Below are 12,977 nucleotides of genomic sequence, written 5' to 3'. Positions count from 1 at the left end.
ATAATGGGAAAAGCAATCGTCAGTAATGGGGTCAAGAAACATTCGGTTTCTTGGCCCTTTCGTTTAGCCAAAATTGAAAAGCGTCAGTTGCTTGTTATATAATGACTTGAAATAGACGTATAGTGCTGCACGGGGTGCGCCCCGTAAGCCCAGTATAATGGAGGAAATTTAATGAAGTGGACCGAAGTAACTGTCAGTACCTCAAACGAAGCGGTCGAAGCCGTTTCTAACATCTTAATGGAGGCCGGTGCGAGCGGCGTCAAAATCGATGATGCCTTGGATTATTTAAACTTGAAGCCGGACCGCTACGGTGAAATCATTGATTTAGACACGATTCCGCACCAAACGAGTGGCGCTAAAATTTCGGCGTACTTCCCGGAAACGGTCTTCGTTCCCGAACTATTGCCGACCATCAAGCAACGGGTTACTAAATTGGCTGACTACGGCTTAGATCCGCAGCCCAACGAAGTTAGCATGGCTGACTTGTCCGACGAAAATTGGGCGACGGCCTGGAAGAAGTATTACCACCCGGTCCGGGTCACCCGGTACCTCACAATCGTGCCGAGCTGGGAAGACTACCAAGCCGTTCAACCTGGTGAACAAGTGATGCGGTTAGACCCGGGAATGGCCTTTGGGACAGGGACCCACCCGACGACCAAGTTATGTTTACAAGCTTTAGAAACGGTCATTAATGGTGGTGAACACCTCATTGACGTCGGGACCGGCTCGGGGGTACTCAGTATCGCGGCCAAGGCAATGGGCGCGGGCGCCGTTGAAGCCTACGACCTAGACGAAGTGGCGGTACGTTCGGCGCAAGCTAATTTGGATTTGAACCCGGTCGCCAAGGACGTGCAGGTTGCCGCTAACGACCTGTTAAAGGGCATTCACACCCAGGCCGACATTATCGTGGCCAATATTTTAGCGGAAATCATTATCCCGTTAGTCCCGCAAGCTAAAGCTAACTTAAAACGTGGCGGTTATTTCATCACCTCTGGAATCATTGACGAAAAGTTCCAATCGGTGTTAGATGCGACCACGGCGGCGGGCTTTCAAATTACGCAACATACCCAAATGGGTGATTGGCACAGCATCATTGCTTATTTACCAACTGATGAAGATTAGCGGGGGATTGCAATGCAACGTTATTTTTTAGATGAACCGGTCACTGAGTCCGTGGGCACGACCTTTGTGGTCAGTGGTGAAACGGTTAAACATTGGGTCAAAGTCATGCGGGCGACGCCTGGTGAGCAAGCGGAATTCGTGACGCTAACCCAGCACGTCCTAATTGCGCAGTTAGTTAATAGTGACGGTCAAACGGCGACGGCTAAGGTTGACGCCGTGACGACGCCCAACGTGGAACTACCGGTCGCCGTGACGATTGCCTGCGGGTTATCCAAGGGTGATAAGCCGGAGCAGATCGTTCAACGCGGGACCGAGTTAGGGGCCAGCGCCTTTATCTTCTTTGACAGTCAGTGGGCGGTGGCGAAGTGGGCGAAAAATAAGCGCGAACGCAAACTCGCGCGTTTTGCGAAAATCGCCCGGGGCGCGGCGGAGCAGTCGCACCGGACCATGATTCCGAGTGTCAGCTACCAGGCCGATTTGACCGCCCTTCGGACCAACGTCGCCTACGATACCGGCGTGGTTGCCTGGGAAGAATCCGCCAAGCAGGGTGAAAGCAGCGCTTTGGTCCAAACGTTAAAGACGGTCGTGGCGGGGCAACGGTTACTGGCTATCTTCGGTCCGGAAGGCGGGCTGAGTGAAGCCGAAGTAGCGTCGCTAACGGCGGCCGGGATTCGCCCAGTCGGTCTCGGACCACGGATCATGCGGGCCGAAACCGCGCCACTTTACTTGTTAAGTAACGTTTCTTTTTGGTCGGAACTAGTGTAATTTTTTAGTCGGTGGTGTAGAATGAGTAATCATAGTCATTAAGCTATTAGCGTAAGTGAGGGAATCAGTTTGACGGAAAAGTTTCTTAAGTATAACGGCCAGTTCTGGCTGATTGCGCTGATCGTTGGGGTGGTGTTACCGTGGGGCTTACGGCTAGTTAGCGTCAGCCGGTTTCACCAAATTGTTTGGCTATTATTCGTGGTCGACTTTATTTCAGCTGCAGTGGTTGGTTGGTGCATTCGAAAAACGGCCCGGACAGGATGGTTGGTCTGGTTATTTCCGCTATTCTGCTTCTTAGGGTTGTACCTGTTTTTTCCAACCTATGTCTATTATTTGGCACTTGTCGATTTAGGCATTTCTTACTTAGCATACGGGTTGACCGCGCCCCGCGAAGATTAGTGTAAAACCGGTCGTAGGGCACGTTTGGTGGATAACTGGCGTGTCCTTTATAATCAACAGAATTTTGTGGAAGTCGTGGTGATAGAGATGCCAAAACAACCAACTTGGACGGCACAAGACGTCTTAGAAATGGTTCAGAAATATATGAATAAGGATCACGTGACCCTGGTCAAACGGGCGTGTGACTTTGCCACCTACGTTCACCGTGACCAGTACCGCCAGTCCGGTGAACCGTACATTATGCACCCGATTCAGGTGGCGGGGATTTTAGCTGACCTGAAAATGGATCCGGAAACCGTTGCGTCGGGTTTTTTACATGACGTGGTCGAAGATACCGGGGTGACCCTCGGTGACGTTGAAGAATTATTTGGCAAGGACGTGGCGGTAATCGTGGACGGGGTCACCAAGCTCGGTAAGATCCGCTACAAATCAAATAAGGAACAATTAGCGGAAAACCACCGGAAATTGTTGTTAGCGATGTCCAAAGATATTCGCGTCATGATCGTCAAATTAGCGGACCGCCTGCATAACATGCGGACGTTGCAACATTTGAGGCCGGATAAGCAGCGTCGGATTGCCAACGAAACCTTGGAAATTTACGCACCGATTGCCGACCGGTTAGGGATTAGTACGATCAAGTGGGAACTCGAAGACGTCTCGTTACGCTATTTGAACCCGCAACAATATTATCGGATTGTTCACTTAATGAACTCGCGCCGTGAAGACCGCGAAAAGTACATTGAAATTGCGATTCAGGATATTAAGCAGGCCTTAAAGGATCTGGAATTACCGGATGCTGAGATTTACGGGCGGCCGAAGCACATTTATTCGATTTATAAGAAGATGCGTGATAAGCACAAGCAGTTCAGTCAGCTTTACGATTTATTAGCTATTCGGGTCGTCGTGGATTCGATTAAGGACTGTTACGCCGTCCTCGGGGCGATTCATACCCAGTGGAAACCAATGCCGGGGCGTTTTAAGGATTACATTGCGATGCCGAAAGCCAACATGTACCAGTCGTTGCATACGACGGTGGTTGGGCCTGAGGGTAAACCGCTCGAAATTCAAATCCGGACGTTTGAAATGCACCGGGTTGCTGAATACGGGGTTGCGGCCCACTGGGCTTATAAAGAAGGTAAGCGCGGTGAGGTGCCGGAAACCCGTTCGGGCAATAAATTGAACCTCGTTAAAGAAATTATTGAGTTACAAGATGAAAGTAAGGACGCCGCCGACTTTATGGAAGGCGTTAAGGGCGACTTGTTTAGTGACCGGGTTTACGCCTTTACACCGAAGGGTGACGTCACCGAACTGCCAAAGGGTGCCGGACCGTTAGACATGGCTTACTCGATTCACACCGAAGTCGGTAACCATACGACTGGCGCCAAGGTCAACGGTAAGATCGTCCCGTTGGATTACCAAATTAAAAATGGTGATATCGTCGATATTTTGACGTCCACTAGTTCAACCGGACCGAGTCGCGATTGGCAAAAACTGGTTTACACGCGCCGAGCGCGTAACAAAATCAAACAATTTTTTCGCAATGCGGATCGCAAGGAAAATATTATTACCGGCCGTGAAATGCTGGATAAACAGCTACGCGACTTTGAGTTTAATCCACACGACTTAATGACCAAGGATAAGTTGGACGCGGTTGCTAAGAAGATGCACTATTCTGGTGAGGATGATTTACTGGCCGCGCTCGGTTTTGGGGACATCCAACCGGTTGGGATTGCGAACCGTTTAACTAGCGACGTGCGTAAGCAGCGTGAAGCGACCCGTCAACGGGAACGTGAAGAAGCAATTTTAGCGGAACCGGCGGAACAAACGTCCAAGAAGAAGTCGAAGGAATCCCATGAAGAACACGATAAGCAGGAGAAAAAACGCCGCAAAGTATCGTCTTCCGGGGGCGTCATTATCCAGGGCGTCGATAACCTGCTGGTTCGGCTGAGTCACTGTTGTTCACCGTTACCGGGTGATCAGATCGTGGGGTACATTACTAAGGGGCGCGGGGTTTCCGTGCACCGGGTCGAATGTCCGAACGTGAAGAGTGCCGAAGTCCGTGGTGAACGTCTGATCGATGTCCAGTGGGAAGACCCCGAGGGCGACCGCACCAATTATAATTCTGATTTAGAAATTCAGGGCTATAACCGAAACGGCATGCTGAACGACGTGTTGAAGGTCATTAATAATAACACCAAGTTCCTCACCAACGTTAACGGGAAAGTTGACCATAACAAGATGGTGATTATTAGCGTTTCCTTAGGTGTGCGGAACCTAGATCATTTGCAACGAATTATTGATAGTTTAAAGAACGTTCAAGACGTGTACGTGGTTGAACGCAAGTTGTCGTAGGAGGATTAGTGCATGCGAGTAGTTGTCCAACGTAGTCGACAGGCCAGTGTTTCAATCGATGGTCAGATCCGTGGCCAAATTGATCACGGCTTCGTGCTGTTAGTCGGTTTTCAAGATGGTGATGGTCAGGCTGAGCTTGATTACGTTAGTCACAAGATTTTAAATTTACGCGTCTTTAGTGACGCAGCCGGTAAAATGAATTTGAACATTCAACAAGTTGGCGGTGCAATTTTGTCCGTTTCACAGTTTACCCTGTACGCGGATACCCGTCACGGTAACCGGCCGAGCTTTACGGATGCTGGCGACCCGCAAACTGCCAGTCAATTGTATGATGCATTTAATGCCCAGTTAGCCGCAGGTGGCGTTAAAGTCGCTACCGGTGAATTTGGAGCGGACATGCAGGTTCAATTGGTCAACGATGGGCCGGTCACGATTTTGTACGATACGGATCAAAAATAATCAGTTAGGGATTGGTTGCTGTATTAGAGGCGGCCAATCCCTTTCGTGAGCTTGGAGGAATCAGGAATGCGTGAATTTCTATGGGATTTTGATGGGACGTTAATGGACACCTACCCGGCGATGGTCAAGGCTTTTTGCCGGGCCGTGACCGAATTAGGTGGTCAGGTTAGTGCGACCGAAACCTACCGGATGATGCGCCAGCAGTCGGTCGGTCACGCCGAACGCACGGTGGCGGCCAAGTACGGTTGGGACTGGCAAGCGCTGCGGGCGGGTTACCAACGTTTTGAACCGCAATACCAGACGGCCCCGGCCGCGTTTGCTGGTGCTAAGCAGGTACTGGCGGCCGTTCAAGCGGCTGGCGGGCACAACTATTTAATGACCCACCGTGACCGGCAAGCGCTAAGCTACCTGCAAGCAGCCGGCTTGGCCGAATTCTTTAGTGATGCCGTGACCGCCGAGCAACCGTTTGCTCGTAAACCAGACCCAGCGGCGTTGAACTATTTACTGGACCGCTACGCTGTCGACCGGACGCGGGCCATCATGGTCGGTGACCGTAACTTAGATGTTGACGCTGGGCATAACGCAGGTATTGCCGGCGCGTTGTTCGATATCGATCATCTCGTGACGGTTACCAGTCATCCCGAGGTGCAGGTGGACCAGTTAACGGAATTATTAACCATCGTTGATTAACGGTGGTCGCAAAAAAGTGGGACGCCGTTGATGCGGTGCGTCCCACTTTTTCAATTTTTAAGTCACAGCTAATAGTTGGCTAAGGTCCGGTCAACTGCTGGCCCGTAAGTTTCACCAAATAGGTTAAGGTGGGCCAACAGGTAGTAGAGTTGGTACTGCGGTAAACGTTCTTGGTAACCGGCATCCAGCGGATAAGTTGCTTGGTAGCTCGCATAAAAATCAGCGTCGAAACCACCAAAAATGGTGGTCATCGCGAAATCCATTTCCCGGTCACCGTAGAAAATATCCGGATCGATCAAAACCGGTTCACCGGCGGCGTTGAATAAGTAGTTGCCCGACCAAAGATCGCCGTGTAGCAGGCTTGGTTGTACTTGGTGCATGTGGGGTTGGGCTAAAAGATTAGCGCGTAACCGCTGAAAATGAGTTTCGCGGGTTGCTGACCACAACCCCTGTTGACGCGCCAACTTGACTAATACATCTAAACGTTGGTGGTTGTAAAAGGTCGCCCAATCCGTTTGCCAGGTGTTGATTTTGGGAATCTTGCCGAGGGTAAAGTCGTTGTCTAAGCCGAAGCGCTCAGCGCGTTGTTGATGTAAGTGGGCCACGGCTTGGCCAAGCTGGGCCTGGGACCCGTGGCCGGCGGTGACCCAGCCTAAGAGGAGGTAGCCGTCCGTTTCAATGGTGCCACTGGCAATGACTTTGGGCGTTCTGACCGCCCTTGACAGGTGCGTCAGACCGTCGACTTCGTGGTCGAAGAAGGCCCGTCCCCGGTTGGGTTGGACCTTCAAAAAGTAGCGGTTATTCGCCGTTTCAATGGCAAAAGCGGCGTTGATATCACCACCGCTGACTGGTCGGACCGATTGAATGTCTTTTAAGGGTAATTGGTTAAGCCAAGTTGTACTTAGTTGCATCTGCACATCCTCCTTACAGATTAGTTGTACCGTGAAAATTCAGTTAATTCAAGTTTGACGCAGGAGAGCCTGTGTCAAAAGTCAAGGCCGCCTTCTTGCGATTAGTCAAGCCTGAATCGTGGTTGCTTTTCACCTTGCCGGTGGGACCTAAAATGGCTGAAACCTGGTGGACACGACTTTAAGCCAAGCAGCCCACTTGGCTTAAGGTTCGTTTTTTGGCTCCGTATAGGCCACTGTAATTCAAAAAGACCCGTCAAACCATAAACAGTTTGGCGGACATGATCTTAGTATGTTTTAGTTAACGGTTCGCAAAATAAGTCGTTAGCCCGGCGTAGACGGCGTGGGCAACTTCGTTGGGGTAGCGGTTGGAGCTGATCGTCTTAAAGTCGGATTTATCGTTAATGTAACCTAACTCCATTAAGACGGATGGGACGGAATTTTCACGGATAACTAGGAAGTCGCCGAAGTCAACGCCCTTACTAGGAATCGGCAAGGTCGAAACGTTGTTGCTGAGGCTTTGCGCCAGTGCTAACGAGGTCGACTTATGGTAATAGTAAGTCGTAATCCCGGATGCCGTATTCTTTTCCGGCGAACTATCGAAGTGGAAGCTAATGAAGGCGTCGGCTTTTAGCTTATTGGCCACTTCCGGACGGGCGCTAAGCCCCACGTAGGAATCGTTACTGCGGGTCATCACGACGTGGGCACCGGCTGAACGGAGCTTTTTCGCCACGGCCTTAGCTACGCGCAGGGTGTACGTTTTTTCCATTTTTCCTTGATTGGAGAGGGCCCCCGAATCGGAACCGCCGTGGCCGGCGTCCAGTACGATGGTGGCTTCGGAAATTTTGGTCGTTTTGGTGAGCTGTGAATTATGCTCGTTGACCAGCCAACTGGCGATCCAGCCAAATTTATGGTCGGCGTAGCGCACGTACAACCAGTTGTTTTTGCGCTTCATAATATGTACCTTAGTGCCCTTATTAGTTGAATCCGCGATGGCGTAACTCATTCCGGGACCCTGACGAATGTTCACGTTCGCAATGTTCACGACCGCCGTGTTATGAACGGCGAGAATCACAACGAAGGTGATCACTAGCCCGATGAAAATCGCGGCAACCGTAATTTGGCGCCAAAATTGTTTTAAAACTTGCATACTTGTCACCAACTAATCTTGTTTTTAAAAAGTCTAAATAATCTGTTTTATAGTATACCAAAAAACCGATTCGTTCGTGAGAACTTGCGATTATTTTAGCGGCGTCAGTTGACTTTTAGCCACTTTTCGTGTAACTTTAACCATAAGTTAATAAATCGACCGCAGAGAAAGTATGAGCACTGTGCAACGCTTTAACCAGAGACCGGTAGCGCTGAGAATTCCGGATTGCGAGCAGTGAGGAGACGCTTTTGAGGTGAACGGAACGTTCCGCCTGTGATTACAGACGTTATCAGATAGTACTCATAAAGGTGGTACCGCGCAAAGAGCGCCCTTGATTTTTTCAGGGGCGCTCTTTTTGTCGATTTGATTAGAAGGAGGAGAAGTAACTAATGAGATACCAACGGCCAAAGGGCACCGCGGATATTTTACCCGGTGACAGTGAAAAGTGGCAGTACGTTGAACAAACGGCCCGCGACTTATTTAAGACTTACCAATTCAAAGAAATTCGGACGCCAATGTTCGAAAACTTCGAAGTATTCTCGCGTTCCGCGGGGGACACGTCCGATATCGTGACTAAGGAAATGTACGATTTCCACGATAAGGGTGACCGCCACGTGACGTTACGCCCAGAAGGCACGGCCGGGGTGGTTCGGGCTTTCGTTGAAAACAAACTTTACGGCCCCCAGGTTTTAAAGCCTTATAAGGTTTACTACATGGGACCAATGTTCCGTTACGAACGTCCCCAATCAGGTCGGTTACGTGAATTCCATCAACTCGGGGTCGAAGCGTTCGGCAGTGAAAGCGCGGCGCTCGACGTTGAAGTCATCGCAATGGGCTTTAACTTACTTAAAAAGTTTGGCCTGAACGATTTGAAGCTGGTGATCAACACGTTGGGTGACCAACAAACCCGTGACGATTACCGCCAGGCGTTGATCGACTACTTGGAACCCCACTTTGACGAATTGAGTGACGATTCTAAGGAACGCTTACACAAGAACCCACTACGGGTCTTGGATAGTAAGGCACCTGAGGATCAAAAATTTGTGGCGGACGCCCCGTCGATTTTGGATTACTTAACCCCGGCTGCCCAGCAACACTTTGATCAAGCTAAGGCTTACTTGGAAGCGCTCGAAATTCCGTACGAAGTCGACGCAACGATGGTCCGCGGCTTGGATTATTATAACCACACGATTTTTGAAATCATGACTAACTCGAAGTCCTTAGGTCAGGGATACACCACGATTTGTGCCGGTGGTCGGTACAACGGCCTGGTTAAAGAACTCGGTGGTCCCGAAGTCTCCGGCGTCGGTTTTGGTCTCGGGGTTGAACGCTTACTCGTGTTGATGGACGCTGAAAAGGTGGCCGTTCCAACCGATGACCACTTGGACGTTTACGTGGTTGGCATCGGCGACGCAGCTAGCGCAACCACTTTAAAGCTGGTCCAAGCGGTTCGCGGCGCTGGCTTAACCGCTGAACGCGATTACCTTGACCGTAAACCAAAGGCACAGTTCAAGAGTGCGGACCGGCTGAACGCCCGTTACACCATGACGGTTGGCGATAGTGAAATCGAAGCGCAGGTCGTTAACCTGAAGGAAATGGCCACCGGTGAAGAACGCAAAGTGGCCATGGCGGATATTTTTAACGACGTTAAGCAAGTTTTAACGGCAAAATAGGGAGGAAGATTTGATGAAGAGAACGACTTATGCGGGTCTGGTTGACGAAACGTATTTAGGTCAAGAAGTTACCTTGCAAGGATGGGTGCGAAAGCGCCGCGACCTCGGGAGCTTGATTTTTATCGACTTACGCGACCGTGAAGGCATCGTCCAACTAGTATTTAGTCAGGAATTTTCACAGGACGCCCTCGACGTTGCTGACGAACTTCGGGGCGAATACGTCATCGAAGTTCAAGGGAAAGTTGTGAACCGGGCCGACGACGCGATCAACCCGAACATGAAGACGGGGAAGGTCGAAGTTGAAATTCACAGTGCCAAGATTTTGAATAAGGCTAAGACGCCGCCATTTTATATTCAAGATAACATTAACGTTTCGGACGAACTCCGTTTAAAGTACCGTTACTTGGACTTACGGCGGCCGGAAATGCAACGCGGCTTGAAGATCCGAAACGGCATCACCCAGGCCGTACACAGCTACTTCGACGCTAACGGCTTTTACGACATTGAAACGCCGTTTTTGACTAAGTCAACGCCGGAAGGGGCCCGCGACTACTTGGTGCCTTCTCGAATTTATCAGGGTCACTTTTACGCTTTGCCACAATCACCACAACTGTTCAAGCAGTTGTTGATGGGGGCTGGTTTTGACCGTTACTACCAAATCGCGCGTTGTTTCCGTGATGAAGATTTACGGGGAGACCGGCAACCTGAATTTACCCAGATCGATATGGAAACGTCCTTCTTAACGGCCGAAGAAATTCAGTCGTACACCGAAGGCTTGATTCAAAAAGTTATGAAGGACGTTAAGGGCATCGACGTTAAGGCGCCGTTCAAGCGGATGACGTGGCAAGATGCCATGGACCGTTACGGTTCCGAAAAGCCGGACCTCCGCTTTGGCATGGAATTAAAAGATATGGCTGAGGCGGTCAAGAACGCCGGCTTTAAAGTCTTTGATAACGCCTTAGCAGCGGGTGGTCAAGTCAAGGCGATCGCCGTGCCGGGTGGTGCTGACAAGTACTCCCGTAAGAACATTGACGCCTATACCGAATACGTTAAGCGTTTCGGGGCGAAGGGCTTAGCCTGGATGAAGGTCACCGATGACGGTTTCAGTGGTCCCGTTGCGAAGTTCTTTAAGAACGACGGTGACTTTGAAGCGATTACGACTGCGGCTGACGCCCACCCTGGCGACTTGCTGTTGTTCGCCGCTGACAAGTTTAAGGTCGTTGCTGATACTTTAGGTTACTTGCGTAAGGCAATCGCCAAGGAACTTGACCTGATCGACGACAACCGCTACGAATACTTGTGGGTCGTTGATTGGCCACTCTTCGAATACGATGAAGGAATCGAACGCTGGGTACCAGCGCACCACCCATTCACGATGCCGAACGAAGAAGACGTGCACTACTTGGATGACGGTGAAGACCCGCATAAGGCCCACGCCCAGTCATACGATATCATCTTAAACGGTTATGAACTCGGGGGCGGATCAATCCGAATCCATACCCGGGCGTTACAAGAAAAGATGTTCAAGGCGCTGGACTTTACTAAGGAACGTGCCCAGGAGCAATTTGGCTTCCTTTTAGACGCCTTAGACATGGGCTTCCCGCCCCACGGTGGTTTAGCAATCGGGTTAGACCGCTTCGCAATGTTATTGTCGGGTAACGACAATATTCGTGAAGTGATTGCCTTCCCGAAGAACTCCAAGGCTTCCGAACCAATGACTAACGCACCCGCAACGGTTTCTGATCAACAATTAGCCGACCTGGACTTGTCAATTACCAAGTCCGCGACCGATGACGATCAAGACTAAGTAATTTCACCGAAAGAACGTCCGATTCGCGAATTGGACGTTCTTTTTGTTGCATGTTAAATTAGTATTAAAAATTAATTGGAGGAATCTTAATGGAAACAGCAATTTTTGCCGGCGGTTGTTTTTGGTGCATGGTCCAACCGTTTGACAGTCAGCCGGGCATTGACAGCGTCGTCTCCGGTTTCACCGGTGGCCACGTAGAAAACCCGACGTACGAACAGGTTAAGGCCCACACGACGGGGCATACCGAGGCGGTTAAAATCACCTTTGATCCTCAAATAATCAGTTACCAGCAGTTAGTTGATATTTATTGGTGGCAAACGGACCCGACGGACGCGATGGGGCAGTTTCAGGACCGTGGCGACAACTACCGGCCAGTAATTTTCGTTAATAGTCCCGAACAGCGCCGGATTGCCGAAGCGTCTAAGCGGGCGTTGGCCGCGAGCGAACGCTTTTCAAAGCCAATCGTGACGACGATTGAAGACGCCCAACCGTTTTACCCGGCTGAAGCCGAACACCAGCGCTTTTATAAGAATAATCCGGTCGTTTTTGCTGCGCAGGAAGCTGGTGGCCGCGCCGACTTTATTGCGGAAAAATGGGCGAAAACCCCGAAAGTGGACTGAGATAATGAGGATTTGCTGAGAACCGTGAGACTTTTGGTAGAAAACCGTCGAAGCCCGTCAGTTCGCGGTTAGGCGTGTTACAATAGCCAAAGCAAAAACATTAAGGAGTACAGTCAATGGATGATTTTCAGCAGTTATCCAAGCATCACCGTGACATTGTTAAGGCCTCAACCGCCTTTATTTATGCCATCTTAGTTTCAATTGCCATGAATTTCTTTTGGACACCCGGCCACATTTATTCTTCTGGCATTACCGGGTTAGCCCAATTGATCAACAGTTTAATGACCAAGTTTATGCCCGTGGAACTCTCGACCGCGGCGTTATTGTTCATCTTAAACGTGCCGATGTTCATCATTGCTTGGCGCGCAATTGGCCACCGCTTTACGGTTTACACCTTTTTAGCGGTTACCCTGTCTAGTATCATGATTAAGGTGATCGCACCGGTCGGGTTGACCCATGACCCGATTATTTGTGCGATATTTGGTGGTGCGGTCAACGGTTTTGGGACCGGGACCGCCCTGAAAAACGGGATTTCGACGGGCGGGCTCGACATTATCGGGATCGTGTTACGCCGTCGAACCGGGCGCAGTATCGGGACAATCAACATGGCGTTCAATTCGTTGATCATTATCGCGGCTGGTTTTGTTTATGGTTGGCCGTACGCGTTCTATTCCGCGCTGGGCCTGTTCGTCAACGGGCGGGTCATTGATATGACCTATACCCGGCAGCAAAAAATGCAGGTGATGATCATTACTAACCGGCCAAAAACGGTGATTGATAGCGTTCAAAACCGAATTCGCCGTGGGGTGACCATCGTGCATAATGCCGAAGGGGCTTATCAACACGATGATAAGACGATTTTGTTTACGGTCATTACCCGCTATGAAATGTCCGAGTTGAAGATGGCAATGGCGGAATCCGATCCACACGCCTTTGTTAGTATTTCCGATACGGTTAAGATATTGGGTCATTTTTATGAACCGAAGCCGTAATCAAGCGTTTAAACAAGCGACAATCCGGGGGCTTCCA

General features: G+C 50.2%; 12 protein-coding genes. 10 read left to right on the top strand and 2 right to left on the bottom strand.

Annotation, left to right across the window (positions count from 1 at the left end):
• The first annotated feature begins 171 nt into the window (after window positions 1–171).
• The 6 genes from prmA to FFM82_RS02880 all read left to right on the top strand — a co-directional run bounded on the left by prmA (window position 172) and on the right by FFM82_RS02880 (window position 5,787).
• Window positions 172–1,122, top strand: coding sequence for a 50S ribosomal protein L11 methyltransferase (gene prmA, locus FFM82_RS02905; protein WP_137644373.1), 951 nt, complete (start codon window positions 172–174; stop codon window positions 1,120–1,122).
• 12 nt (window positions 1,123–1,134) lie between these two features.
• Entirely contained in the window at window positions 1,135–1,887 is a 753-nt protein-coding gene (locus FFM82_RS02900) for a 16S rRNA (uracil(1498)-N(3))-methyltransferase (RefSeq protein ID WP_137644372.1), read from the top strand.
• Between the two features lie 69 nt (window positions 1,888–1,956).
• Window positions 1,957–2,286, top strand: a complete 330-nt coding sequence (locus FFM82_RS02895) for a hypothetical protein (protein ID WP_137644371.1) — start codon at window positions 1,957–1,959, stop codon at window positions 2,284–2,286.
• 87 nt (window positions 2,287–2,373) lie between these two features.
• Window positions 2,374–4,638, top strand: coding sequence for a RelA/SpoT family protein (locus FFM82_RS02890; RefSeq protein WP_137644370.1), 2,265 nt, complete (start codon window positions 2,374–2,376; stop codon window positions 4,636–4,638).
• Window positions 4,639–4,650: 12 nt separating this feature from the next.
• Complete coding sequence (gene dtd, locus FFM82_RS02885) at window positions 4,651–5,097, top strand: D-aminoacyl-tRNA deacylase (protein WP_137644369.1); 447 nt, start codon at window positions 4,651–4,653, stop codon at window positions 5,095–5,097.
• A 66-nt stretch (window positions 5,098–5,163) separates the two neighbouring features.
• A complete protein-coding gene (locus FFM82_RS02880) occupies window positions 5,164–5,787 on the top strand; it encodes an HAD family hydrolase (RefSeq protein WP_137644368.1) in 624 nt (207 codons plus the stop codon).
• A gap of 68 nt (window positions 5,788–5,855) precedes the next feature.
• Here the strand turns inward: FFM82_RS02880 and FFM82_RS02875 are convergent, their stop codons facing one another.
• The gene (locus tag FFM82_RS02875; RefSeq protein WP_137644367.1) at window positions 5,856–6,698 is read right to left on the bottom strand and encodes a fructosamine kinase family protein; all 843 of its coding nucleotides are present in this window, start codon (window positions 6,696–6,698) and stop codon (window positions 5,856–5,858) included.
• 298 nt (window positions 6,699–6,996) lie between these two features.
• The gene (locus FFM82_RS02870; protein WP_137644366.1) at window positions 6,997–7,845 is read right to left on the bottom strand and encodes an N-acetylmuramoyl-L-alanine amidase family protein; all 849 of its coding nucleotides are present in this window, start codon (window positions 7,843–7,845) and stop codon (window positions 6,997–6,999) included.
• Window positions 7,846–8,234: 389 nt separating this feature from the next.
• Between FFM82_RS02870 and hisS the strand changes: the two genes are divergently transcribed.
• From hisS to FFM82_RS02850, 4 genes are all read left to right on the top strand, one after another.
• Complete coding sequence (hisS, locus tag FFM82_RS02865; RefSeq protein WP_137644365.1) at window positions 8,235–9,518, top strand: histidine--tRNA ligase; 1,284 nt, start codon at window positions 8,235–8,237, stop codon at window positions 9,516–9,518.
• A 13-nt stretch (window positions 9,519–9,531) separates the two neighbouring features.
• Window positions 9,532–11,325, top strand: a complete 1,794-nt coding sequence (aspS, locus tag FFM82_RS02860) for an aspartate--tRNA ligase (protein WP_137644364.1) — start codon at window positions 9,532–9,534, stop codon at window positions 11,323–11,325.
• 92 nt (window positions 11,326–11,417) lie between these two features.
• Entirely contained in the window at window positions 11,418–11,948 is a 531-nt protein-coding gene (gene msrA / locus FFM82_RS02855) for a peptide-methionine (S)-S-oxide reductase MsrA (protein WP_137644363.1), read from the top strand.
• A 116-nt stretch (window positions 11,949–12,064) separates the two neighbouring features.
• A complete protein-coding gene (locus FFM82_RS02850; protein WP_137644362.1) occupies window positions 12,065–12,940 on the top strand; it encodes a YitT family protein in 876 nt (291 codons plus the stop codon).
• Window positions 12,941–12,977 lie beyond the last annotated feature (37 nt).

The organism is Lactiplantibacillus plajomi (assembly GCF_005405405.1).
Taxonomy (GTDB): domain Bacteria; phylum Bacillota; class Bacilli; order Lactobacillales; family Lactobacillaceae; genus Lactiplantibacillus; species Lactiplantibacillus plajomi.
This window is presented reverse-complemented; position numbering and strand designations above follow the sequence as displayed.

Excerpts from the sequence above, each read along its gene's own strand:
- msrA (WP_137644363.1), top strand. The coding sequence starts at position 11,418 with ATGGAAACAGCAATTTTTGCCGGCGGTTGTTTTTGGTGCATGGTCCAA.
- FFM82_RS02875 (WP_137644367.1), bottom strand. The coding sequence starts at position 6,698 with ATGCAACTAAGTACAACTTGGCTTAACCAATTACCCTTAAAAGACATT.
- FFM82_RS02890 (WP_137644370.1), top strand. The coding sequence starts at position 2,374 with ATGCCAAAACAACCAACTTGGACGGCACAAGACGTCTTAGAAATGGTT.
- hisS (WP_137644365.1), top strand. The coding sequence starts at position 8,235 with ATGAGATACCAACGGCCAAAGGGCACCGCGGATATTTTACCCGGTGAC.
- FFM82_RS02880 (WP_137644368.1), top strand. The coding sequence starts at position 5,164 with ATGCGTGAATTTCTATGGGATTTTGATGGGACGTTAATGGACACCTAC.
- FFM82_RS02850 (WP_137644362.1), top strand. The coding sequence starts at position 12,065 with ATGGATGATTTTCAGCAGTTATCCAAGCATCACCGTGACATTGTTAAG.
- FFM82_RS02900 (WP_137644372.1), top strand. The coding sequence starts at position 1,135 with ATGCAACGTTATTTTTTAGATGAACCGGTCACTGAGTCCGTGGGCACG.
- prmA (WP_137644373.1), top strand. The coding sequence starts at position 172 with ATGAAGTGGACCGAAGTAACTGTCAGTACCTCAAACGAAGCGGTCGAA.
- aspS (WP_137644364.1), top strand. The coding sequence starts at position 9,532 with ATGAAGAGAACGACTTATGCGGGTCTGGTTGACGAAACGTATTTAGGT.
- dtd (WP_137644369.1), top strand. The coding sequence starts at position 4,651 with ATGCGAGTAGTTGTCCAACGTAGTCGACAGGCCAGTGTTTCAATCGAT.
- FFM82_RS02870 (WP_137644366.1), bottom strand. The coding sequence starts at position 7,845 with ATGCAAGTTTTAAAACAATTTTGGCGCCAAATTACGGTTGCCGCGATT.